This window comes from Streptomyces sp. NPDC003023 (assembly GCF_042888225.1).
In the GTDB taxonomy this organism is placed as follows: Bacteria; Actinomycetota; Actinomycetes; order Streptomycetales; family Streptomycetaceae; genus Streptomyces.
The window spans coordinates 79,147-103,242 of record NZ_JBIAPL010000001.1 but is presented as its reverse complement, the minus strand read 5'-3'; the positions used below and the strand labels follow the sequence as shown (position 1 = coordinate 103,242).

Sequence of the window (24,096 nt, the reverse complement as noted above, 5' to 3'; positions counted from 1 at the left end):
CGTACGTCTGCCCTGGCCGCTCGCCGGCCCTGCGGCCGTACGTCTGCCCTGGCCGCCTGTCGGCCCTGCGGCCGTACGTCAGCCCGGATGCGGCCCCGTCGCGACCGGGCGGTCCGGGTCACCGGACCACTCGGACCAGGAACCGGCGTACAGAGCGGGCTCGAAGCCTGCGATCTCCAGGGCCACCGCCTGCTGTGCGGCGGAGACACCGGAGCCGCAGTACACGCCGACGGTCGTGGTGCCTTCGTCCGCCCCGAGTTCCCTGAAGCGTGCCGCGAGCCACTCGGCCGAGCGGAAGCGTCCGTCGGCGTCCATGTTCTCGGCCGTCGGCGCCGACACGGCGCCGGGGATGTGCCCGGCGACCGGGTCGATGGGCTCCACCTCGCCGCGGTAACGCTCCCCCGCGCGGGCGTCCAGCAGCAGACCGTCCCGGGCCATGGCCACCGCGCCGTCGGCGTCCAGCAGGGGCAGCGCGCCGGGCTTCGGCTCGAAGGTGCCCTCCTGCGGAACCGGAACCGTGGACTGGAGCGGCCCCGTCCAGGCGGCGATTCCGCCGTCCAGCACCCGTACGTCGCCGTGCCCCGCCCAGCGCAGCATCCACCAGGCGCGAGCCGCGCCCCAGCCCTTGTCGCCGTCGTACGTGACCACTGGTGTGCCCTCGCGGACGCCCGCGCGGCGCATCGCGGCGCCGAACGCGGCCATGTCGGGCAGCGGGTGGCGGCCGCCCGCTCCGGGCGGTCCGGCCAGTTCCGCATCGAGGTCGACGAAGACTGCGCCGGGGATGTGCCCGGCCTCGTACTCGGGCCGGCCGTGCGGTCCGCCCAACCGGTAGCGGACGTCGAGGAGGACCGGCGGGGTGGGGCCGGCGAGCTCCCGGGCGAGTTCGGCCGCGGAAATGATCGGAGTCATGCGGCCATCCTGGCGCACCGGCCTGGCGCACCGGAACACCTCCGAAGCGGGTGATGCCCCGCAAAACGGGCATCCTCCGGCGGGAACCCGCCATACCGGCGCGGCCCGGGCGCTCCGGGACCGCGGTGGTGACAACATCTGCTCGGGCGCAACGGCCTGCCCCGCGGTCCCACCGGACCCAGGCCGGCAACGCGCCCGGTCCCCCCGTACGGCCACGACGATGGTCCGAGGAGAGAGTGACGATGACCGAGGCGACTCGGCGCTCACCCGGCACACCCTGCTGGGTGAGCCTGATGGTGCACGGCCTTGACGCGACGCAGGACTTCTACGCGGCACTGTTCGGCTGGGAATTCTCGCCGGGCCCCGAGCAGCTCGGTCCCTACGTCCGCGGGATGCTCGGTGACAAGGAGGTCGCCGGCATCGGCCGCCTCCCCGGCGACCGCCACCTGCCCGTCGCCTGGACCCCCTACCTGGCGAGTGACGACGCCGACGTGACGGCGGAGGCGATCCGCAGCTGCGGGGGAACGGTCGGGGTGGGCCCGCTCGACGCCGCCGACGCGGGGCGGATGGTGATCGCGTCCGACCCCGCGGGCGCCGTGTTCGGTGTCTGGCAGGCGGCGGCGCACACCGGTACCGCCGTACACGGAACGCACGGGACGCCCGTCTGGAACGAACTGCTGACCAGGGAGACCTCGTCGGTCGGCAAGTTCTACCACGCGGTCTTCGGTTACGACACGGAGGCGGTCGGGGCCCCGGGCCTCGACCGGCTCACGCTGCGCGTCGACGACCGTCCGGTCGCCTCCGTGCACGGGATCGGCCAGGCGCTGCCACGCGACCGCGGGCCGCACTGGATGACGTACTTCGAGGTCGCGGACGTCGACGACGCGGCCGACCGTGTGGTGGAGCTGGGCGGCCGGTTGATCGGGGCGCCCGGGCCGGGTCCTGGCGGGCGGGTGGCTACCGTCTGCGACCCGGAGGGCGCGGTCTTCACGATCGTACGGTCGGACGCCGACTGAAGAGGCGCGCCGGCGAGGCGCCTCCTCTCAGCTGTCCGTCGGGCCCTCGTCGGCAGGGCTGACCGGTCCTCTTCGCGCCGGGGCGAGCCGAGGCACGTCCGCCGGGCGTCGGGGTGCGTCGGGCCGGGTCGGACCAGGTACGCCGGGGATCAGGCGGACGTCACCGGGAGCACGTCCGGGGAGAGCGCAGCGGCCTTCGTCGTGGCCGCCGTCATCCGCCGGCGGTGGTGCCGGCGGCACAACACCTCGTAACCGACCTCGTCCGGCGACTGGTTGACGTCGCCGACGACGACCTGGGCGCCCTCGACGACCATCACCCCGCCGACGGTGCGGGCGTTGTGAGTGGCACGCGCACCGCACCAGCACAGCGCCTCGACCTGCAGCACCTCGACCCGGTCGGCGAGTTCGACCAGCCGCTGCGAGCCGGGGAAGAGCTTGGACCGGAAGTCGGTGGTGATACCGAAGGCGAAGACGTCCAGCTCCAGGTCGTCGACGACGCGGGCGAGTTGGTCGATCTGTTCGGGGGCGAGGAACTGCGCCTCGTCGGCGATCACGTAGTCGCAGCGGCCGCCCTTCGAGAAGCGGTCGACGAGAAAGGCGTAGAAGTCGAAGCCCTCGGCGGCCTCGACGGCGTCGGTGACGAGGCCGAGACGGGAGGAGAGCTTGCCCTCCCCCGCCCGGTCGTCACGGGTGAAGATCATGCCCTGCAGACCGCGCGCGGACCGGTTGTGCTCGATCTGAAGAGCGAGGGTGCTCTTCCCGCAATCCATCGTTCCGGAGAAGAACACCAGCTCGGGCATGGGAATGCAGAGACCTTTCGGGTCTGGGCTGAAAGGGGGTCAGGAACGTACTTCGAGGAGTGGTACGAGCTGTTCGGCGGGGGTCATGGAACCGTGCATGCCGACCATCGCCGACTCGTTCGGTTCGTTCACGGAGGCGATGACGACCACGTCGTCGTGGGCGGCCGCGACGACGTCGCCGATCCGCCCGTACACCCGCTCGTCGATCCGGGGGCCGAACCAGCCGGCGTCGATCGCCTCGTCCCGGCTCGCCACCCAGAACTGTTCTCCCAGCACCTCGCGCCAGACGGTGAGCACGTCGTGCTCCGCGCCCGGCACGGCGTAGACATGGCGTGCCCTGCCCTCGCCGCCGAGGACGGCGACGCCGGCCCGCAGCTCCCAGTCCTCGTCGAAGTCGATACGGGACTGCTCGTCGAACGGGACGTCGATCATGCCGTGGTCGGCGGTGACGTACAGGGCGGTGCGCGGCGGAAGCTGGTCGGCGAGCCGCTCGACCAGCCGGTCCACGTACATCAACTGGCCGCGCCAGGCGTCGGAGTCGATGCCGAAGCGGTGCCCCTTGCCGTCGACCTCGCTGTAGTACGTGTAGACCAACGACCGGTCACCTGCGGCGAGTTGTTCGGCGGCGAGGTCCATGCGCTCCTCGCCGGTCAGCCGGCCGTGGAACGAACCGCCGCTGAGCGCGACCTTGGTGAGCGGGGTCTGCTCGAACGCGGGCGACGACACCTGGGCGGTGTGCACGCCCGCGCGGTCCGCCAGCTGGAAGACGGTGGGGTACGGCTGCCACGCGTGCGGCGCGGTCCACGGCTTCCAGCGCAGCTGGTTCATCAGTTCGCCGGTCTCAGGATTGCGCACCGTGTAGCCGGGCAGGCCGTGGGCGCCGGGCGGCAGACCGGTTCCGACGGAGGCGAGCGAGGTGGCGGTGGTCGCCGGGAACCCGGCGGTGACGGGTGCTCCCGTACCGCCGCGTGACGTGCCGAGGAGCGAGGTCAGGTACGGCGCCTCCTCGGGGTGCGCCCTGAGCTGCTCCCAGCCGAGGCCGTCGATGAGGAACACGCAGTTCCGGTCGGCGGGCGTGAGCTCCGGGATCGACTGCGCGAGACCTGGCACCCCCTGGCCCGCCGCAAGGGTCGGGAGCAGGTCGGCGAGGGAGCCGCTGCCGTACTCGGGCGCCGGAGCCGCGTACACGTCGAGCGTCACGGGGTCGTCCGGCCACACCGCGGGCTGGGCCGTCAACGCGTGGCTGCCGTGGCTTCGGAGAGCGCCTGGGCGAAGACCAGGGTCTGGCGGACGGTGTCGGGGCCGTCGCCCGCCTCACTGACCCGCAGGCTCAGGTCGTCGGCGGTGGAGTTGCCCGTGTAGCCGTGGTCGGCGTCGCAGTTCGGGTCGCCGCAGGCGGCGGGCTCCAGGTCGAGGCGCGAGACGGCGCCCCAGCCGATGGTCAGCACCACCTCGCGGGGCAGGGTGCCGGGCGTGTACGACTCCGGATTGGCGACCACGCGGCTGACCACGACCGACGAGATCCGGCCGAGCTTGACCGACTCGGTGGAGGTAGTCGCGTACGGGGTCGGAGACCCGGAGTCCGCGGCCTGCTCGTCGGTGTGGCTGACGATGAAGCGGTTCGCCGTCAGGACGAGGACGGTGACATGGCGGCGGACCTCGTTCGCGTCGAACGTGGTCTCCTGATGGACGAGGTACGACGCGATCGGCTCACCGCCGACAGCGGCCTCCACCGCCTCGGCCACGAGTGCCGGGTAGTAGCCGCTGCGCTCGATCGCCGTGCGCAGCCCCTGGGTCGTCGTACCGGTCTTCGCCATGCGGTCCATCCTACGGGCCCGCGAAGGGCCCAGGTGCTCAGTAGCTCGGGAGCCGGCGGGGCCCGAGATCGTTCCGGGGCGGTGGTGGGGCGAGCCGTACGGACGCGTCCAGCACGCTGAGACCGTGCTGGGCGACGACGACCGGTTCCAGACCGATCCCGACCACCTCCGGGTGGTCGTCCATCAGCCGTGACACGCGCAGCAGCAGGTCCTCCAGCGCCGACGTGTCGACCGGCGCGGAGCCGCGCCAGCCGAAGAGGAGCGGCGCGGTGCGAATGGTTCGGATCAGCTCCGCCGCGTCGCGGTCGGTGGCGGGCACGAGCCGGTGCGCCGTGTCGCCGAGCAGTTCGGAGGCTGCGCCGGCCAGGCCGAAGGACAGGACGGCGCCGACGGCCGGGTCGATGGCGGCGCGCACGACGGTGTCCACGCCGCGCGGCACCATCGCCTGGACCACGGGCTGCAGCTCGGCCGGCTTGCCGAGCGTCTCCGTCAGCTCGCGGTACGCCTGGCGCAGCTGCGTCTCGTCGGCCAGATCGAGCCGCACGCCGCCGAGGTCGGCGCGATGGCGCAGGTGGGGGGCCGTGGTCTTCAACGCGACGGGGTAGCCGAGGCGTGCGGCCGCGTCCACGGCGGCGTCGGGGCCGGGCGCGGGGAGCGTCGGCCGTACGCGGACGCCGTAGTGCGCGAGGAGCGTGTGCGCGTCGGCGGCGGCGAGGGTGAACCCTCTGGGGTCCGCCGCCGCCCCGAGGATCCGCTCGATGTGCGCGGCGGCGCCGGCCTCGTCGATGTCGTCGTAGGCGGGCACCCGGCCGGGCTCGGCGGCCTGCCTGCGCCACTGGGCGTATCTGACGGCCTCGGCCATCGCGCGCACCGCCCGCTCAGCGGCCGGATACGCGGGGATCCGGCGCGCGTCGGCAACCGGGTCGCCGTCCGCCGCGGGGGCGCGCCCGCCCCGGCCGGGCTCCCCCGCTGCCTCGGCCGCGTCCCGGCCAGGGCCGTCCGTCGGCGTCGCACCGGCGGGGCCAGGCACCTCACCGGGCCCGGACGCGGACCCGGACACCGACGTCCCCGACACCTCACCGGGCCCGGGCCGGGACGCTGTGAGGCCGGGCCTGCCGGCTGAGGTTCCCTGCGGCGCGGTGCCGCCCGCCCGGCTCACAGGCTCAGGCAGGCTCCCACCCGTACAAGCCTCCGTGGCGGGGGCCCCGGCCGAGAACGGTGCATCGTCGGGGACCGCCCTGCCGGACGCGGACCGGCCCGCATCGCCCTTCTGCGGCGCGCCGGAGGAAGCTCCGTGCGGCGGGACGCCGCCCGCCCGCTCCGGGAGCACGGAAGGTTCCCCGGCCGACGGCTGGGTGCCGCCCGGCACCGCGCGGTCCCCCGCACGTGCGGAGTCCTCGGCGGCGTCCGCACGCGACGGGTCCGCGAAGCCGGACGCGCCTTCGGGCGACGAACCGGACGGGCCCGACGGGCCGGACCCGCCGCCGGGCGAGGGCCGCGGAGCCGTACTGGAGGCTGCCGCGAGCGCTTCGGCCAGGGCGCCCATCTCGACGTGGACCACCGCCACCGGCTTCGCCGGCGCCCTGGCCGCCGCGTCCCGCAGAGCCGTGGCGAGGACCTCTCCGTCTCCCGACTCCGTCACGCCGTTCTCCCCGACCCATGGGATCGCCGTCACCACCACCGCGTCGCAGGCGTCGTCCACCAGCGCCTGCGCGAGCGCGGCGCGGAAGTCCGCGGGCGTGGCCGCCGTCGTGAGGTCGCGCGGTGGAAGCGGGCGCAGGCCCTCCGTCAGGCAGGCGTCATAGGTGAGCAGTCCCAGGGACTCGGAGTTGCCGAGGATCGCGACCCGCGGCCCGCTCGGCAGGGGCTGCCCCGCCAGCATCAGACCCGCGTCGACGAGCTCCGTGACGGTGTCGACGCGGATGACGCCCGCCTGGCGCAGCAGCGCGCCGACCGTCGCGTCCGGGATGCGGGTGAACGGCACGGCGTGCCCCGGCGGCGCACTGCCGCTGTGCCGCGCGCCCTTGACCACCACGACCGGCTTGACCGCGGCCGTGCGCCGCGCGAGCCGGGTGAACTTGCGCGGGTTGCCGATCGACTCGAGGTACATGAGGACGACATCGGTCTGCGGGTCCTCGTGCCAGTACTGCAGGAAGTCGTTGCCGGAGACGTCGGCGCGGTTCCCGGACGAGATGAAGGAGGACACGCCCGCGCCACGCCGGTGGAGCCCGGACAGCAGCGCGATGCCGATCGCGCCGGACTGGGTGAACAGACTGATCCGTCCGGGAGCCGGTGCCTGTGGCGCCAGAGAGGCGTTGAGCCGGACGGTGTCGGAGGTGCTGATGATCCCGAAGGAGTTCGGCCCGATGATCCGCATCCCGTACGAACGGGCGTGCCGTACAAGTTCGCGCTGGCGTTCCCGTCCGGCGGGGCCGCTCTCCGCATACCCGGCGCTGAGCACCACAAGGCCCTGGACGCCGTGCTCGCCGCAGTCGGCGACGACGTCGGGCACCCGTTCGGCCGGTACGGCGACGATCGCCAGGTCGACGGGCTCTTCGATGTCGGCGACCGTGCGGACCGCGGGCACGCCGTCGATCTCGCCGCGTCCTTCCGGGAACGCGCGGTTCACCGCGTACACCCGGCCCGTGAAACCTGCTCCCAGGAGGTTGCGCAGGGCCGTGCGGCCGACGCCGCCGGGCAGCCGGCCGGTTCCGACGACGGCCACGGAGCCCGGCGCGAGCAGGCGCTGGACCGAGCGGGCCTCCGCGCGCTGCTCGCGGCCGCGCTGCACGGCGACGGACTCCTCGGTCGGTTCGAGGTCGAGGGTCAGATGGACGGATCCGTCCTCGAAGCTGCGCTTCTGGGTGTACCCGGCGTCCCGGAACACCTTGATCATCTTGTTGTTGGCGGGCAGCACCTCCGCGGCGAACCGCCGGATGCCGCGCTCGCGGGCGACCGCCGCGATGTGCTCGAGGAGGGCGGAGGCGACGCCGCGCCCGTGGTGGGCGTCCTGGACGAGGAAGGCGACCTCGGCCTCGTCGGCGGGGGCGCTCGCGGGCCGCCCCTGCGCGTTGATCCGGTCGTAGCGGACGGTGGCGATGAACTCGCCGCCCACCGTGACCGCGAGACCGACCCGGTCCACGTAGTCGTGGTGTGTGAACCGGTGGACGTCCTTGTCACTGAGCCGCGGATAGGGGGCGAAGAAGCGGTAGTACTTCGACTCGTCGGAGACCTGCTCGTAGAAGCTGACCAGCCGGTCGGCGTCCTCCGTGGTGATGGGCCTGATCCGGGCGGTGCCGCCGTCGCGCAGCACCACGTCTGCTTCCCAGTGAGCGGGGTAGGCGTGCTCCTGCGAGGTCTGCATGAGGAAAGCCTACGGCGCGCCCACGGGTCGCGGAGGCTGTTGCCGACGGGCAGTCTGAGGAGGCGTACGGGCGGTCCGCCCCTTGCGGGAACCGGCGAGGAGCGCCTGCCGGACCCCGCCGGGGGCGCCCGCCGCACCCGTCGAGGAGCAGTGGTCGAAGCCGACGGGGAGCACGCCGGGACACATGAGAGACTGGTCTAGACAACCACTGAGACTTGAAGGGCAACACCATGGCTGAGCGCCGCGTCAATGTCGGCTGGGCCGAGGGCCTTCACGCCCGCCCCGCGTCCATCTTCGTCCGCGCCGCGACGGCTGCCGGCGTCCCCGTGACGATCGCCAAGGCCGACGGCAACCCGGTCAACGCGGCCTCCATGCTCGCCGTGCTCGGCCTGGGCGCTCAGGGCGGCGAGGAGATCGTCCTCGCTTCCGACGCCGACGGTGCCGAGGCCGCTCTGGACCGCCTCGCCAAGCTGGTGACCGACGGTCTCGAGGAGCTCCCCGAGACCGTCTGAGCGAAGCGGGCCGTTGCCCGCCCTCTTTCGCGACCGAGCCGCGGTGCCCCGAATTCGGAGCACCGCGGTTCCGCTTTCCAGGAATCCGAAAACGGCGAGAGAAACAGAAAAGGGCCCATCAAAGCACGCCCTCTTTTGTATACGCCTCCTGTTAATTCCGGCCGCTCGCGGTGTTTACGTCATGTTGCGAAGTCCTCACCAGCACGCGGCGCCGCAGCCGGTGCGCGCCGGCGGAACGCTCCGCGTGCAGGGCGGTCAGCGTGCGCGCCCGCTCCGCGTCCCCGCGCGCCACGGCGTCGACGATCGCACCGTGCTCGGCCCACGCCTCGACCGGCGTGACCGACTGCTCCACCGCGTACATCCAGGCGATCTTGTGCCGCAGCTGGGTGAGCAGCGCGGTGAGCCCCGGGCTGCCGCAGGACTGGGCGAGCGTCTCGTGGAACCAGCCGCCGAGGGACCGCAGATCCTCGCCCTGACCCCGGCGCGCCCGCTCCTGACCCAGCCTGACCAGGCCGCGGAGCACCTTGAGGTGCGCCTCCGTACGGCGCTGCGCCGCCCGCGCCGCCCCCAGCGGCTCCAGCAGCATGCGGACCTCCAGGAGGTCGGCGGCCTCCCGCTCTGTGGGCTCGGCGACACAGGCGCCCGCGTGCCGGCGGGTCACGACGAACCCCTCGGACTCGAGGGTGCGCAGAGCCTCGCGCACCGGGACGCGGGAGACTCCGTAGCGCCGGGCCAACTGCTCCTCCGTGAGCCGGCCGCCGCACTCGAAGACACCGGAGACGATGTCGTCGCGGATCGCCGTGCATACCGAGCGCGCGGGAATACGCATGACCGAACCTCCGTCCTGATCCGAGCAAAACGCAGCCGATTGACGCGTGTTCCCGTGACTCTATTGCAGTTCCCGCGGTTTCCCGAAGGCAGCCGGAAATTCATGGGGATCTCTCGGCCACGACCGCGATCACGGAACGGCGGAAACGGATCGGAATGCGCCGAAGGTCCCCGGCGTGAACGCCGGGGACCTTCGCAAGACGTGTTCGCGGGCGTCAGACGTTGACGCCGTGGGAGCGCAGGTACGCGACCGGGTCGATGTCGGAGCCGTACTCGGCGGTGGTCCTGGCCTCGAAGTGCAGGTGCGGTCCGGTCGAGTTGCCGGTCGAGCCGGAGAGACCGATCTGCCGGCCGGGCGTGACCTGCTGACCGACGACGACGCTGATGGACGACAGGTGACCGTACTGGGTGTAGGTACCGTCGTTCATGCGGATCACCACGTTGTTGCCGTACGCGCCGCCCCAGCCGGCCTCCACGACGGTTCCGGAGCCGACGGCCACGACGGAACTGCCGGAGGCGGCACGGAAGTCGACGCCGGAGTGGCTGCCGGAGGACCACAGCGCACCGCCGGCCCGGTAGCCGGTGGTCACGAAGGAACCGGCGACGGGGAGCTGGAAGGAGTTCAGCCGCTTGCGCTCGGCCTCGCGGGCCGCGCGCTCCTTGGCCTCGCGGAGCTCCTTGGCGCGGGCTTCCGCCTTGCGCCTGGCCTCCGCCTTGGCCTCTGCCTCGGCCTTCGCCCGGGCTCGCGCCTTGGCAGCGGCCTCCTCCGCCTCCCGCTTCTGGGTGGCGGCCTGGTCGGCTATCTCGTCGGCGAGCGACCCCATGGAGATGATCTGGGTGAGACCGGTGTCCTCCACGGAGAGGGCTTCGGTGTCGGCGGCGAGCGCCGGGGAGGCGAGGGTTCCGATGACGCCGGTGGTGGCGAGGGCGGCGACGCCGGCCAGGTTCGCGCTCCTGCGCGTCAGGCGGCTCGGGGCACGATGCTTCCCGGTGGCACGGGTGAACGCCATGAAGGGGCTGGTCCTTTCCTTCCTTCTCGCCTACCGGGTTAGCTGACGGGTTCGGAGCAGGAAGGTCTCCTACGGATGCCTCCGGGCGAAGGCGTCCGATTCACCCCAGGGACTGAGTGGGTCCCCGGCTCCCCAGGCTCGCGCCTGACGGGGACTCGGCGATGACTGTCCGATGCCGCGGGCGCGACGATCTCCAGGCGGACAGCCGGACCGACGCTAGGCATCGGCATCGCCGATCGCCAAACGGACAGGCCGTTTTGTAGCGCATGCCACAGGGCAGACACACCATCTCCACCACGAAACGGACATAACGCAGAACCCCGGCAAACGATTCGAAGCCGGGGTCCTGTTTGTGTGTTGCGTACCGTTCTGTACCGCCGGTTGCCGGGGCAGTCGGCGGACGGCTCTCAATCAGCCCGTGACAACGGTCACTTCACCGATACCGAGCGCCTTGACCGGCTCCTCGATCTGTGACGCGTCGCCGACCAGGACCGTCACCAGACGGTCGACGGGGAAGGCGTTGACGGCCGCCGCCGTGGCCTCCACCGTGCCCGTCTCCGCAAGCCGTACGTACAACTGGGCCTGGTAGTCGTCCGGGAGGTGCTGCTCGACCTGGTCGGCCAGCGTGGCGGCGACGGACGCCGCGGTCTCGTACTTCAGCGGAGCGACGCCCACGAGGTTCTGCACGGCGACGTCACGCTCGGCGTCGTCGAGTCCCTCGGCCGCGAGCGTGCGCAGCACCTTCCACAGGTCGTCGAGCGCCGGGCCGGTGTTGGGCGTGTCCACGGAACCGCTGATGGCCAGCATCGAGGCGCCCGAGCCGTCCGGCGCGGAACGCAGCACCTGACCGAAGGCGCGCACACCGTAGGTGTAGCCCTTCTCCTCCCGCAGCACCCGGTCGAGGCGCGAGGTGAGAGTGCCGCCGAGGCAGTACGTACCGAGCACCTGGGCCGGCCAGACGCGGTCGTGGCGGTCCGCCCCGATACGGCCGATGAGCAGCTGCGTCTGCACCGCCCCCGGGCGGTCCACGATGACCACCCGGCCGGTGTCGTCGGCGCTGATCGCCGGCACGGGGCGCGGGTCCGCCTTGTCGCCCGTCCAGGTGCCGAGCGTGTCGCCGAGGACGGCGTCGAGGTCGACACCGGTGAGGTCTCCGACGACCACCGCGGTCGCGGTCGCGGGGCGCACATGTGCCTCGAAGAAGGCGCGTACGGCGGCCGCGTCGATCCGGGCCACCGTCTCCTCTGTGCCCTGCCGCGGACGCGAGACCCGCAGCGAGGCCGGGAAGAGCTCCTTGGAGAGCTGCTTGGCGGCCCGGCGGCCCGGGTTGGCCGTCTCGTGCGGGATCTCGTCGAGGCGGTTGCGGACCAGCCGCTCGACCTCCGCCGTGTCGAACGCGGGAGCGTTCAGTGCCTCGGCGAGCAGGCCGAGGGCCTTCAGCAGCCGCGACGCCGGGACCTCGAGGGACACCCGCACGCCCGGATGATCCGCATGCGCGTCCAGGGTGGCGCCGCAGCGCTCGAGCTCCGCGGCGAACTCCTCCGCGGAGTGCTTGTCGGTGCCCTCCGACAACGCGCGGGCCATGATCGTGGCGACTCCGTCGAGCCCCTCCGGCTCGGCGTCCAGCGGGGCGTCGAGAGAGAGCTCGACGGCCACCACCTGCTGTCCGGGGCGGTGGCAGCGCAGCACCGTCAGGCCGTTGTCCAGCGTGCCGCGCTCGGGAGCCGGGAAGGCCCAGGGCCGGGCGGTTCCCGGAGCCGGCTGCGGGTGGAAGTCCATGGTCACGGCAGCGTCGCTCACTTGTCCGTCCCCTCGTGCTCGTTCTCGTCGGCCGCTTCGGTCTCTTCCGCGGCGACCGGTTCGTAGACCAGCACCGCCCTGTTCTCGGGGTGCAGGCGCGCCTTGGCCACCGCCCGCACCTCCTCCGCGGTGACGTCGAGCACCCGCTTGACGGCGGTGAGCGCCAGCTGCGGGTCACCGAACAGCACCGCGTAGCGGCACAGTTCGTCGGCACGGCCGGCGACGGTGCCGAGGCGGTCCAGCCACTCGCGCTCGAGCTGCGCCTGAGCGCGCTCCATCTCCTCAGCCGTCGGGCCCTCCGCCGCGAACCGGGCCAGCTCCTCGTCGACGGCCGCCTCGATCCGAGGCACCTCGACGCCGCCGGACGTCTTGACGTCGAGCCAGCCCAGCGACGGGGCGCCGGCCAGCCGCAGCAGACCGAAACCGGCCGCCACGGCGGTCTGGTCGCGACGCACCAGACGGTTGTGCAGCCGGGAGGACTCGCCGCCACCGAGGACGGTGAGCGCCAGGTCGGCGGCGTCGCACTCGCGTGTGCCGTCGTGCGGCAGACGGTAGGCGGCCATCAGCGCACGGGCCGGGACCTCCTCGACGACCTCCTCCCGCAGCTGGGCGCCGATGTTCTCGGGCAGCGTGCCGTCGCGCGGCGGCTGCTTGCCGTCGTGGGACGGGATGGAACCGAAGTACTTCTCGATCCAGGCGAGCGTCTGCTCCGGGTCGATGTCGCCGACGACCGACAGCACCGCGTTGTTGGGCGCGTAGTACGTACGGAAGAAGGCACGGGCGTCCTCGAGGGTCGCCGCGTCCAGGTCGGCCATCGAGCCGATCGGTGTGTGGTGGTACGGGTGGCCCTCCGGGTAGGCGAGGGCCGTCAGCTTCTCGAAGGCCGTGCCGTAGGGCACGTTGTCGTACCGCTGGCGGCGCTCGTTCTTGACCACGTCCCGCTGGTTGTCCATCGACTCGTCGTCGAGGGCGGCCAGCAGGGAGCCCATGCGGTCGGCCTCCAGCCAGAGCGCCAGCTCCAGCTGGTGGGTGGGCATCGTCTCGAAGTAGTTGGTCCGCTCGAAGCTCGTGGTGCCGTTCAGCGAGCCGCCGGCTCCCTGGACGAGCTCGAAGTGGCCGTTCCCCTTCACCTGGCCCGAGCCCTGGAACATCAAGTGCTCGAAGAGGTGGGCGAGTCCCGTACGGCCCTTGACCTCGTGGCGTGAACCGACGTCGTACCAGAGGCAGACCGCGGCGACCGGGGTCAGGTGGTCCTCGGAGAGCACCACGCGCAGGCCGTTGGCCAGGCGGTGCTCGGTCGCTGTCAGGCCGCCGGAACCGGCCTGCGCTGTGGCCGTGTGACCCATGGGCATGTACGTCCCTTCGATCGCGAAAACTTGAAAGTGCTGCCAGACCTGCCACTGTATGCAAGCGTGCCGACACCTGGCGAAGTTCCCGGGCCGCGATCTGCGTTGTTCCACCCCGCGCCGCGCGGCGGATGACGGGTCGCGGTCGGCCTTGTCAGCGGCACGGTCCACAATGGTCGGCGTCAGATGCCCACCTGGTACGTGAAGGAGCAGCAGCCGCGATGGCCCGCCGCAGCACGAAGACCCCGCCGCCGGACGACTTCGAGGAAAGAATCCTCGACATCGACGTGGTGGACGAAATGCAGGGCTCCTTCCTCGAGTACGCGTACTCGGTGATCTACTCCCGGGCCCTGCCGGACGCACGCGACGGCATGAAGCCGGTACACCGCCGCATCGTCTATCAGATGAACGAGATGGGACTGCGTCAGGACCGCGGCTATGTGAAGTGCGCGCGCGTCGTCGGCGAGGTCATGGGCAAGCTGCACCCGCACGGTGACGCGTCGATCTACGACGCCCTCGTGCGCATGGCACAGCCGTTCTCGATGCGCCTGCCCCTGGTGGACGGCCACGGGAACTTCGGTTCGCTGGGCAACGACGACCCGCCGGCCGCCATGCGGTACACCGAGTGCCGGATGGCCGATGCCACGAGCCTGATGACCGAGTCGATCGACGAGGACACGGTCGACTTCCAGTCGAACTACGACGGGCAGGAGCGCGAGCCCGTCGCGCTCCCCGCCGCCTACCCGAATCTGCTGGTCAACGGCGCCTCGGGCATCGCGGTCGGAATGGCGACCAACATGCCCCCGCACAACCTCGGCGAGGTCGTCGCGGCCGCACGCCACCTCATCAGGCATCCGGGCGCCGACCTCGATACGCTGATGCGCCATGTGCCGGGCCCCGACCTGCCGACCGGCGGCCGCATCGTCGGGCTGAGCGGTATCCGGGACGCGTACGAATCCGGCCGCGGCACTTTCAAGATCCGCGCCACGGTGTCCGTGGAGAACGTCACCCCGCGCCGCAAGGGCCTGGTCGTCACCGAACTGCCCTTCACGGTGGGCCCGGAGAAGGTGATCGCGAAGATCAAGGATCTGGTCGGGTCGAAGAAGCTGCAGGGCATCGCGGACGTCAAGGACCTCACCGACCGCCAGCACGGCCTGCGTCTCGTCATCGAGATCAAGAACGGCTTCATTCCGGAGGCCGTCCTCGAGCAGCTCTACAAGCTGACGCCGATGGAGGAGTCCTTCGGCATCAACAACGTGGCCCTGGTCGACGGACAGCCGCTCACACTCGGCCTGAAGGAGCTGCTCGAGGTCTACCTCGACCACCGCTTCGACGTCGTCCGGCGGCGCAGCGAGTTCCGGCGCACGAAGCGCCGGGACCGGCTGCATCTGGTCGAGGGCCTGCTCGTCGCCCTCCTCGACATCGACGAGGTCATCCGCCTCATCCGCTCCAGCGACAACTCCGCCCAGGCCAAGGAGCGGCTGATCGAGCACTTCTCGCTGAGCGAGATCCAGACGCAGTACATCCTCGACACGCCGCTGCGCCGGCTCACCAGGTTCGACCGGATCGAGCTGGAGAGCGAGCGCGACCGCCTCAACGGCGAGATCGACGAGCTGACCGGCATCCTCGAATCGGACGCCGAGCTGCGCAAGCTGGTCTCCGCCGAACTGGGCGCGGTGGCGAAGAAGTTCGGCACCCCGCGGCGCACGGTGCTCCTGGAGTCCGCGGGCACCCCCGCGCCGGCCGCCTCACTGCAGGTCGCGGACGACCCGTGCCGGGTGCTGCTCTCCTCGACCGGCCTGCTCGCGCGCACCGCTACGGGAGAACCGCTGGTGGACGGGGAAAGCAGGCGCGCCAAGCACGACGTGATCGTCTCCGCGGTGCTCACGACGCAGCGCGGCGAGGTGGGCGCGGTGACGTCGGCCGGGCGGCTGCTGCGGCTGTCGGTGATCGACCTGCCCCAGCTGCCGGACACGGCGACCGCGCCCAACCTCTCCGGTGGTGCGCCGGTCGCGGAGTTCCTCTCGCTGGAGACCGAAGAGACCGTCGTCTGCCTGACCACTCTCGACGAGTCGTCGCCGGGGCTCGCGCTGGGAACGCTGCAGGGTGTGGTCAAGCGGGTGGTGCCCGACTATCCCTCCAACAAGGAGGAACTCGAGGTCATCACCCTCAAGGACGGCGACCGGATCGTCGGCGGCGTCGAACTGCACACGGGTGAGGAGGACCTGGTCTTCATCACCTCCGACGCCCAGTTGCTGCGCTATCCGGCGTCGCAGGTGCGCCCGCAGGGCCGCCCGGCGGGCGGCATGGCCGGCGTCAAGCTCGCCGAGGGGGCCGAGGTGATCTCGTTCACCGCGGTCGATCCGGCGGGCGACGCCGTGGTGTTCACCGTGGCGGGCTCGCACGGCACTCTGGACGACTCGGTCGCGACGGCGAAACTGACCCCGTTCGACCAGTACCCCCGCAAGGGGCGGGCCACCGGCGGTGTCCGGTGCCAGCGCTTCCTGAAGGGCGAGGACGTACTGGTCCTGGCCTGGGCGGGCGCGGCGCCCGCCAGAGCGGCGCAGAAGAACGGAGCTCCGGCGGAGCTGCCGGAAATCGATCCGCGCCGGGACGGGTCGGGCACACCCCTGGAGTCACCCGTCGCGGTGCTCGCGGGACCGGCGAGCTAGTGCCGTGACCGGCAATGTTTGCCCGTGAAGGAGCGTCGTCCGGTGCGTGCCGGGCGGCGCGACAGGGCAAAACTTGCCGGGACAGCCCTCAGGAGTCGTAGCCGTCGTTCTCGAAGGGGTCCTCGGACGGGTCGTCCGAGGACCCCTTGGGTACGTAGCGGAGAATGCCCCAGAGGCTGTGCTCCTCGGGAACGCCCTCGGTCCCGGTCAGGCGCGTGGCGTCGAGTTCCGCGAGCAGTGTGCCGGGGTCGATGCCCGCGCCGATGAGCACCAACTGGGTCGCGGGTCCGGCGTCGCCGGACTGCCGGGGCTCCGGGTAGAAACGCAGGAACCTGCCGACGGAGTGGACCGTGTACCGGTTGCGGGGGTCCAGGGCGCCGAAGTCGACGAACCCCTTGATGCGGTACAGCCCCTCGGGCCGTGAGTCGAGGAAGTCCAGCAGCCGGCGCGGGTGGAGAGGGTCGGCGGAGGTGAACGAAGCGCTCTCGTAGGCGGCGTGCAGATGACCGTCGTGGTGGCGGCCGTCATGGCGGTGATCGTCGTGGTGGCAGCCGTCGTGGTGGCGGCCGTCCTGGTCGTCGTCGTGGTGGCAGTCGTCGTGATCGTCGTGGATGTCCTCGAACGACAGCTGTCCGACCCGCTCGGTCCGCGGCCGGGGTTCGAAGAAGAGCTCGGCGTCGACCCGCCCGTACGAAGCCGGAATCACAGCGGCACGGCCGGCGAGGCCGGTGATCCGCTCGCGCAGCCGGCGCTGTGCCGCCTCCCCGACCCGGTCCGCCTTGTTCAGCACGACGAGGTCGGCGACGGCGAGGTGCCGGTCGATCTCCGGGTGCCGCTCACGGGTCTGCTCGTACTCGGCCGCGTCGACGACCTCGACCAGCCCGCCGTACACGATGCGGTCGTTCTCGCTGGCGAGGAGCATCCTGACGAGCTCCTGCGGCTCGGCGAGACCACTGGCCTCGATGACGATCACATCGAGGCCGGCGGCCGGACGGGCGAGCTTGTCCAGGAACACGTCCAGCTCGCTCGCGTCCACCGCACAGCACAGGCAGCCGTTGCCGAGGGAGACCGTTGAGTCACCGAGCTGCCCCGCCACCGTCATGGCGTCGATCTCGATCGATCCGAAGTCGTTGACGATCGCCCCGATCCGGGTCCCGCGGCTCGTCCGCAGCAGATGGTTGAGCAAGGTCGTCTTGCCGGATCCCAGAAAGCCCGCGAGGACGATGACGGGGATCTGCGGCTGACTCAAGACGGCACCTCCGGGCACTCACAGTGGCCCTCCAGGATATGGGCGCGGGCGACCGGCTCTGCCCGCACGCCCCCGGCCCGCGGCAGGCCCGACGGCACGCGTACCCCGTCGTACCGGCGGCTTTCGCCCGAGTCGCGGAGAACGTGGGTGTGCACCGCGGAACACGCGGTCCATCCGCCGAGATCGCGGTGAGAGACCAATTTCGGAAAGCGGAGCTGCTCCCCTTACCGTTCGTAGGCATGAGTCCCGTATCGACCGCCCCCGCCCGGCGACGGCGGTTCGGCTGGCCGCAGCGGGTGTTCTCCCAGGTCCTGCTGATGCAGCTGACCATCGTCACCGGCGTCATCGCGCTGGCCACCGGCCTGTTCCTCGCCCCGCTCAGCGCCCAGCTCGACGACCAGGCGATGCGCCGCGCCCTCGCCATCGCGGAGACCACCGCGTCACCGGAGCTCGCAGAGGATCTGGCGGGCTCCCGGCCCACCTCCGACGGCCCGGTGCAGGCAGAGGCCGAACGGATCCGTCAGGCCACCGGCGCCGAGTACATCGTGGTCATGGACCACCGCGGGGTCCGCTGGTCCCACACCTCCCCCGCGCAGATCGGCCGCATCGTCTCCACCGACCCGAGCGAGGCGCTCGCCGGACAGGACGTCATGGAGATCGACAGTGGCACCCTCGGCCGCTCAGCCCGCGGCAAGGTGCCGCTGCGGGACACGGACGGGCGGATCGTCGGCGCGGTGTCGGTCGGCATCGAGTACGACAGCGTGCGCGCGAGGCTGCTGGAGGCGATCCCGGGCCTGCTCGCCTACGCCGGCGGCGCGCTGGCCGTCGGGGCGCTCGCCGCGTATCTGATCTCCCGCAGACTCCAGCGGCAGACCCACGACCTGGCCTTCTCCGACATCTCCGCCCTGCTCGCGGAGCGCGAGGCGATGCTGCACGGCATCAGGGAGGGCGTCGTGGCCCTCGACGCGGCGGGACGCATCCGGCTGCTGAACGACGAGGCGCAGCGTTTGCTGGGCGTCGGCGCGGAGGCCACCGGCCGGCCGTTGGACGAGGTGCTCGGCGAAGGCCGGACCACCGACGTGCTGGCGGGCCGGGTGAGCGGGGACGACCTGCTGACCGTACGCGGCAGCCGCGTGCTCATCGCCAACCGGATGCCGACCGACGACGGCGGGGCCGTCGCCACGCTGCGTGACCGGACGGAGCTGGAGCAGCTGGGCCGGGAGCTGGACTCCACCCGTGGGCTGATCGACGCGCTGCGGGCCCAGGACCACGAGCACGCCAACCGCCTGCACACACTGCTGGGGCTGCTGGAGCTGGAGATGCACCAGGAGGCGGTGGAGTTCGTCACCGAGGTCGTCGGGGTGCACCGGGCGACCGCGGAGCAGGTCACGGAGAAGATCCACGACCCGCTGCTGGCCGCTCTGCTGGTCGGCAAGGCGACGGTCGCCGCGGAGCGCGGGGTCTCGCTGCGCATCGCCCCCACGACGCTGCTGCCGGACCGGTTGGTGGATCCGCGCGGCCTGGTGACGATGGTCGGCAATCTGGTGGACAACGCGCTGGACGCGGCCACCGGCACGCAGGACGCGAGGATCGGTGTCGAGCTGCACACGCGGGAGCGCACGGTGGTCCTCAGGATCGCCGACAGCGGCCCCGGTGTTCCGGTGGAGCAGCGGGAGCTGATCTTCACGGAGGGCTGGACCACCAAGGAGCTGCCGGCCCACGGCAAGCGCGGTCTGGGTCTGCCGCTGGTCCGCAGGCTCGCCGAGCGGCAGGGCGGCAGCGCGTCCGTCCGCGACTCGGCTTCCGGTGGCGCCGAGTTCTGCGTCGTACTGCCCGACGCGCTGACGGACACAGGCCCGGACACAGGCCAGGACGTGGTCACGGCGGACGGCCCCCCGGAGGCGGACGTGTCCACGGCTCCCGCGGCACACGAGACTGGGCAGGGACGATGATCGACGTACTGGTCGTGGACGACGACGTCCGGGTCGCGGAGATCAACGCGGCCTACGTCAGCAAGGTCGAGGGCTTCCGTGTCGTGGCCCGGGCCCACTCGGCGGCCGAGGCGCTCGCCCGGATCGCCGAGGTGCACGTCGATCTCATCCTGCTCGATCACTATCTGCCGGACGAGAACGGGCTGTCGGTCGTACGCGAACTCCGCGCACTCGGCCACCAGACGGATGTGATCATGGTGACGGCTGCCAGGGACGTCGCAACCGTTCAGGCAGCGATGCGCCACGGGGCGCTCCAGTACCTGGTCAAACCGTTCAACTTCGCCGGGCTGCGCGCCAAACTCGAGGCGTACGCGACCCTGCGGCGCACTCTCGACGTGGGCGGCGAGGCCGAACAGGCCGAGGTGGACCGGATCTTCGGCACGCTGTCGGCGGGTTCCATCGCCCCGGAACTGCCCAAGGGGCACTCGCCGACCACCGCCGAGCTGGTGCGCCAGGTGCTGCTGGCCGCCGAAGGCCCGCTGTCGGCGCAGGAGATCGCCGAGCGGGCGGGGGTGAGCCGGCAGACCGCACAGCGCTATCTGAAGCTGCTGGAGCGGTCGGACAGGGTGCGGCTGACGCTCAGGTACGGCGAGACCGGTCGTCCGGAACACCGCTACGTGTGGTCGACGAGCGCGTGATCCGTGGCCGGAGCGGCGGTGTCAGACGGCCCCGGCCCCGGTCAGCGCACGCACCTCGGTCTCGGCGTGCTTCGCCGGGTCCGGCGGCTCCGACGAGACGACCGTCCCGATCCAGCCGGCCAGGAAGCCGAGCGGGATGGAGACGAGCCCCGGATTCTCCAGCGGGAAGACTTGGAAGTCCACGCCGGGGAAGAGTGAGCGTTCGCCGCCGGAGACGACCGGCGACAGCAGTACCAGCAGTACGGCGGGCACGAGCCCTCCGTAGACGGACCAGACGGCGCCGCGCGTGGTGAAGTTCCGCCAGAACAGCGAGTAGAGCAGGACCGGAAGATTGGCGGAGGCCGCGACGGCGAAGGCCAGGCCGACGAGGAACGCCACATTCAGGTCGCGGGCCAGCAGACCGAGCGCGATCGCGACGGCGCCGATGCAGACCGCGGCGACCCTGGCGACGGCGACCTCGCTCAGCCTCCGGTCGTCCGGTTCGCCGTGGCGGCCCTCGGGCTCCTCCGCGTCGGTGGGACGCCGGCGCCGCAGCGTCGCGTACAGGTCGTGGGCGACCGAGACCGAGGACGCCAGCGTGATCCCCGCGACCACGGCCAGGATCGTCGCGAAGGCCACCGCCGCGACGATCGCGAACAGGACGGCGCCTCCGGTGGAACCGGCTCCCCCTCCCAGGTCCAGCGCGAGCAGCGGCACCGCGGTGTTGCCCGCGGCGTTGGAGGTCCGGACCTCCTCGGTACCGACCACGGCGGCCGCGCCGAACCCCAGCACGATCGTCATCAGGTAGAAGCCGCCGATGAGACCGATGGACCAGACGACCGAGCGCCGGGCGGCCCGCGCGGTCGGCACGGTGTAGAAGCGCGACAGGATGTGCGGCAGACCCGCCGTGCCGAGGACGAGCGCCAGGCCGAGGCTGATGAAGTCCAGGCGCGCGGTCCAGTCACCGCCGTACCGCAGGCCGGGGGCGAGGAAGTCCTTGCCGTGACCGCTGCGTGCGGCAGCGGAGTTGAGCAGCTGGTTGAAGTCACCGTGGAAGCGCATCAGCACCAGCACGGTCATGGCGACGGCGCCGGCCATCAGCAGGACGGCCTTCACGATCTGGATCCAGGTGGTGGCGCGCATCCCGCCCAAGGAAACGTAGATCACCATCAGGGCGCCGACGCCGATCACGGTCCAGGAGCGCGCTGCCTCGCTGGTGCCACCGAGCAGCAGCGCGACCAGACTTCCGGCTCCCACCATCTGCGCCACCAGATAGAGAACGGAGACGGCGACCGAGGAGGTTCCCGCCGCGATACGAACGGGCCGTTCCCTCATCCGGGCGGCGACGACATCGGCCAGGGTGAACCGCCCGCAGTTACGGACGAGTTCGGCGACGAGCAAGAGCACCACGAGCCAGGCCACCAGGAAGCCCACGGAGTAGAGCATTCCGTCGTAGCCGTAGAGCGCGATGAGTCCCGAGATACCCAGGAACGAGGCGGCCGACATGTAGTCGCCGGCGATGGCGAAACCGTTCTCCATCGGGGAGAACAGCCGGCCGCCCGCGTAGAACTCCTCCGCCGATCCGTGCCTGGCGCGGCTCGCCCAGGTGGTGATGGCGAGAGTGACCACGATGAACGCGCTGAACAGCAGCAGCGCAAGCGCCTGGTGGTCCCCGCTCAACGCCCGATCCCCCGCGTCATCTCCTGGGTGTCCCAGCGCAGGTCGAGCGCGGCACGGTCCCGTCGCAGCCTGGCGTGGCGGGCGTACGCCCAGGTCAGCAGAAAGGTGGTCAGGAACTGCGCGAGTCCTGCGGCCATCGCCACGTTCACCGCCCCGGCGACCGGCCGGGCCATCAGCGCGGGGGCCGCCGTCGCGGCGACGACGTACGCCAGGTACCAGGTCAGGAAGGCGGCGGAGGCGGGGACGACGAACCGCCGGTAGCGGGCGCGCACCTCCTGGAACGCCTCGCTGCGCTGGACCTCCAGATAGATGTCTCCGGCGCTGGGTCCGGCCGTCCGCCCCTCCTCCCGGGCGGCCGCCGACCAGCCGGGAGCAGGGACGACGGTGCTGTCCTGATCGCTCCAGCCCGAGGCCGGCGCGTCGGACCACGGGTCTTCGAGCCGCACCGGGGCACCCCGGCCTTCCTGCTTCTCCACGATCGACTCTCCTTGCCGGCGAACCGTTTCGGCCGCCAGCCCAAGAATGGGCAGAACGTGAAGATCCCGGACTCTTCTCCCTCTGACTTCACCCCATCAGGTGACGTCCGGTCCCGGAGGCCGCGCAAGGCCCTCCCGATAGGCGTAACGGACCGCCTGGGCCCGGTCGTGGAGGCCGGCCTTCGCGAACAGGTTGTTGATGTGGGTCTTCACCGTTGCAGTCGAAATGCCCAGCCTCCGCGCGATGTCCGCGTTGCCGAGGCCCTCGGCGATCAGCGTGAGCACCTCGCCCTCACGGGCGGTCAGCCCGTCGGGCAACCTGGGACCGGAGGGCGCCGGTTCCGCCGTGATCTGCTCCAGCAGACGCTGCTGGACCACCGGCGACAGTCCCGCCCGCCCGGCCGTCACCTCACGGATCGCCCGGACGATCTCGTCCCCGTCCGCGTCCTTGGTGAGATATCCCCGGGCACCGGCCCGCAGCGCGGGGAAGAGCGAGTCGTCGTCGGCGTAGGTGGTGAGCACGACGACCTGGGTCGCGGGGTGCCTCTCGCGGATCCGGCGGGTCGCCTCCACCCCGTCGACCCTGGGCATTCGCAGGTCCATCAGGACCACGTCGGGGGCCAGTTCGGCGACGAGGGCCACAGCCTCCTCCCCGTCCTTGGCCGAGCCGACGACCTCGATGCCGGGCAGCAGTCCCATCAGCATCACGATTCCCTCACGCACCACCGCCTGGTCGTCCGCCACGACGACCCGTGCGCTCGTCCCGGTCACGCCGGCACTCGCAGCCGCACCACGAACCCCTCCCCCTCCGGTCCCGCCTCGAGCGTGCCGCCGAGCAGTTCCGCCCGCTCGCGCATCCCGAGCAGACCGTACCCGGCACCGGAAGCCGTGAGGGCACCGGCCTTCCCAGCGGCTCCGAAGTCCCGTACCTCCAGGGAGACTTCGTGGGGCAGATAGGCGAGCAGCAGGTGCACCGCCGCTCCCGGCGCGTGCTTGCGCACATTGGTCAGGGCCTCCTGCGCGACCCGGCGCACGGTCTGCGACGCCTCTGCCGAAAGCTGCCGGGGCTCACCCGAGATCCGGGTCCGCGCGCCGTCGTTCGCGGCGAGTTCGCGCAGACAGTCCTCGACGGGCGCCATCTCGCCGCGCAGCGCCGACAACGCCTGCCGGGTCTCCGCCAGTCCCTCGCGGGCCATGCCGCGCGCCGCCACCACCCGTTCCAGAACGCTGTCCCGGAACGCTCCTCGCGGCTCACGCTCGATCAGCAGCCTGGCCGCCTCCAGGTGCACCAACTGCGCGGAAAGGCTGTGCGCCAGCACATCGTGGATCTCGCGGGCGATACGGGCCCGTTCGGCGAGTGCCGCGGAAACCGCCTCTGCCTCACGGGCCGCGCGTTCCTGGGCGAGAAGCCGGAAACCCGCCCCGCGGGCCTCCGCGTCCAGGCGCAGCACATAGCCGCCGAGCGACACCGAGGCGAACGTGAGCCCGATGCCCCAGTCGCTGTCGTCCACCAGCGCGAACCCCGGCAGCAGGACCACCACGACCACCAGGGCCGCGGCGATCGGCAACCGCTCCATCGACATGACACACGCACCGATCCACAGCACCACCGCGGCGACGGGCGCCTCGGCGAGGCAGGCGCCCCATCCGACGACCGCGAAGACCGCGATCAGTGCCAGCGACGGCACCAGGCGGTGGGCCAGCGTGGTCAGGTGGTAGCGGACCGCCGCGGCCGCGCAGGCCAGCAGAGCCAGCGGAGGCAGCACGACGGCCCAGCCGCGGAAGACCTCGGACGAGTAGGAACTCGCCACGGCCCAAGTGGACAACGCTGCGAGCATGACGAAGTCGAGCGCGATCCGGGCCCTCGGGATGCCGATACGGGACAGGGCCTCCCGCGTGGGCCACCGGGTCCACTTGCCACCGCGCACGTCCGCCTCCTCGGTCCCGGCCGATGCTACGGAGGACGGTGGCGCGAGCGGATCGGGCCGGGGGTGGAGTCGTCGGCTCCA

Annotated in this window: 19 protein-coding genes and 1 riboswitch; of the genes, 5 read left to right on the top strand and 14 right to left on the bottom strand. The window is 71.7% G+C overall.

Features of this window, described 5'->3' with window-relative positions; all coding sequences use genetic code 11:
* Positions 1–78: 78 nt before the first annotated feature.
* On the bottom strand, positions 79–909 hold the full coding sequence (locus tag ACFYV1_RS00365) for a sulfurtransferase (RefSeq protein ID WP_389393093.1): 831 nt from the start codon (positions 907–909) through the stop codon (positions 79–81).
* Positions 910–1,151: 242 nt separating this feature from the next.
* Here ACFYV1_RS00365 and ACFYV1_RS00360 point away from each other — a divergent pair, with 242 nt between their 5' ends.
* The gene (locus ACFYV1_RS00360) at positions 1,152–1,925 is read left to right on the top strand and encodes a VOC family protein (RefSeq protein WP_389393092.1); all 774 of its coding nucleotides are present in this window, start codon (positions 1,152–1,154) and stop codon (positions 1,923–1,925) included.
* 149 nt (positions 1,926–2,074) lie between these two features.
* On the opposite strand, the gene ACFYV1_RS00355 is transcribed toward ACFYV1_RS00360, so the two are convergent.
* Genes ACFYV1_RS00355 through ACFYV1_RS00340 form a run of 4 tightly spaced genes read right to left on the bottom strand, consistent with a single transcriptional unit; the run spans position 2,075 to position 7,906 of the window.
* Complete coding sequence (locus ACFYV1_RS00355; protein ID WP_389393091.1) at positions 2,075–2,725, bottom strand: thymidine kinase; 651 nt, start codon at positions 2,723–2,725, stop codon at positions 2,075–2,077.
* Between the two features lie 39 nt (positions 2,726–2,764).
* Complete coding sequence (locus tag ACFYV1_RS00350; protein ID WP_389393090.1) at positions 2,765–3,961, bottom strand: alkaline phosphatase family protein; 1,197 nt, start codon at positions 3,959–3,961, stop codon at positions 2,765–2,767.
* Complete coding sequence (locus ACFYV1_RS00345) at positions 3,958–4,542, bottom strand: DUF5998 family protein (protein WP_389393089.1); 585 nt, start codon at positions 4,540–4,542, stop codon at positions 3,958–3,960. Before ACFYV1_RS00345 ends, ACFYV1_RS00350 begins: the two co-directional genes overlap by 4 nt.
* Positions 4,543–4,579: 37 nt before the next feature.
* Positions 4,580–7,906 (bottom strand): GNAT family N-acetyltransferase, encoded by a 3,327-nt coding sequence (locus ACFYV1_RS00340; RefSeq protein WP_389393088.1) that lies wholly within the window; start codon positions 7,904–7,906, stop codon positions 4,580–4,582.
* A gap of 230 nt (positions 7,907–8,136) precedes the next feature.
* Here ACFYV1_RS00340 and ACFYV1_RS00335 point away from each other — a divergent pair, with 230 nt between their 5' ends.
* Entirely contained in the window at positions 8,137–8,418 is a 282-nt protein-coding gene (locus tag ACFYV1_RS00335; RefSeq protein WP_389393087.1) for an HPr family phosphocarrier protein, read from the top strand.
* 151 nt (positions 8,419–8,569) lie between these two features.
* On the opposite strand, the gene ACFYV1_RS00330 is transcribed toward ACFYV1_RS00335, so the two are convergent.
* From ACFYV1_RS00330 to ACFYV1_RS00315, 4 genes are all read right to left on the bottom strand, one after another.
* The gene (locus ACFYV1_RS00330) at positions 8,570–9,247 is read right to left on the bottom strand and encodes a GntR family transcriptional regulator (protein ID WP_389393086.1); all 678 of its coding nucleotides are present in this window, start codon (positions 9,245–9,247) and stop codon (positions 8,570–8,572) included.
* Between the two features lie 214 nt (positions 9,248–9,461).
* Positions 9,462–10,256 carry a M23 family metallopeptidase gene (locus ACFYV1_RS00325; protein WP_389393085.1) on the bottom strand — a complete coding sequence of 265 codons (795 nt, stop codon included), beginning with the start codon at positions 10,254–10,256 and terminating at the stop codon, positions 9,462–9,464.
* 12 nt (positions 10,257–10,268) lie between these two features.
* A riboswitch (cyclic di-AMP (ydaO/yuaA leader) is annotated at positions 10,269–10,427 on the bottom strand.
* Between the two features lie 240 nt (positions 10,428–10,667).
* Entirely contained in the window at positions 10,668–12,035 is a 1,368-nt protein-coding gene (locus ACFYV1_RS00320; RefSeq protein ID WP_389394529.1) for a M16 family metallopeptidase, read from the bottom strand.
* Positions 12,036–12,052: 17 nt separating this feature from the next.
* A complete protein-coding gene (locus ACFYV1_RS00315; RefSeq protein WP_389393084.1) occupies positions 12,053–13,408 on the bottom strand; it encodes a M16 family metallopeptidase in 1,356 nt (451 codons plus the stop codon).
* 215 nt (positions 13,409–13,623) lie between these two features.
* On the opposite strand from ACFYV1_RS00315, the gene ACFYV1_RS00310 reads away from it, so the two are divergent.
* Positions 13,624–16,074, top strand: a complete 2,451-nt coding sequence (locus ACFYV1_RS00310; RefSeq protein WP_389393083.1) for a DNA topoisomerase (ATP-hydrolyzing) subunit A — start codon at positions 13,624–13,626, stop codon at positions 16,072–16,074.
* Positions 16,075–16,162: 88 nt separating this feature from the next.
* On the opposite strand, the gene ACFYV1_RS00305 is transcribed toward ACFYV1_RS00310, so the two are convergent.
* Positions 16,163–17,323, bottom strand: coding sequence for a CobW family GTP-binding protein (locus ACFYV1_RS00305; RefSeq protein WP_389393082.1), 1,161 nt, complete (start codon positions 17,321–17,323; stop codon positions 16,163–16,165).
* A gap of 239 nt (positions 17,324–17,562) precedes the next feature.
* On the opposite strand from ACFYV1_RS00305, the gene ACFYV1_RS00300 reads away from it, so the two are divergent.
* Positions 17,563–19,275 (top strand): ATP-binding protein, encoded by a 1,713-nt coding sequence (locus tag ACFYV1_RS00300; protein WP_389393081.1) that lies wholly within the window; start codon positions 17,563–17,565, stop codon positions 19,273–19,275.
* Complete coding sequence (locus ACFYV1_RS00295) at positions 19,272–19,952, top strand: response regulator (RefSeq protein ID WP_389393080.1); 681 nt, start codon at positions 19,272–19,274, stop codon at positions 19,950–19,952. Before ACFYV1_RS00300 ends, ACFYV1_RS00295 begins: the two co-directional genes overlap by 4 nt.
* 21 nt (positions 19,953–19,973) lie before the next feature.
* Here ACFYV1_RS00295 and ACFYV1_RS00290 read toward each other — a convergent pair whose 3' ends face one another.
* From ACFYV1_RS00290 to ACFYV1_RS00275, 4 genes are all read right to left on the bottom strand, one after another.
* Positions 19,974–21,611, bottom strand: a complete 1,638-nt coding sequence (locus ACFYV1_RS00290; protein WP_389393079.1) for a cation acetate symporter — start codon at positions 21,609–21,611, stop codon at positions 19,974–19,976.
* Positions 21,608–22,057, bottom strand: a complete 450-nt coding sequence (locus tag ACFYV1_RS00285; RefSeq protein WP_389394528.1) for a DUF485 domain-containing protein — start codon at positions 22,055–22,057, stop codon at positions 21,608–21,610. Before ACFYV1_RS00285 ends, ACFYV1_RS00290 begins: the two co-directional genes overlap by 4 nt.
* 126 nt (positions 22,058–22,183) lie before the next feature.
* Positions 22,184–22,858 carry a response regulator gene (locus ACFYV1_RS00280; RefSeq protein ID WP_389393078.1) on the bottom strand — a complete coding sequence of 225 codons (675 nt, stop codon included), beginning with the start codon at positions 22,856–22,858 and terminating at the stop codon, positions 22,184–22,186.
* Complete coding sequence (locus ACFYV1_RS00275; RefSeq protein WP_389393077.1) at positions 22,855–24,015, bottom strand: sensor histidine kinase; 1,161 nt, start codon at positions 24,013–24,015, stop codon at positions 22,855–22,857. The genes ACFYV1_RS00280 and ACFYV1_RS00275 overlap by 4 nt, the downstream gene beginning before the upstream one ends.
* Positions 24,016–24,096: the final 81 nt, after the last annotated feature.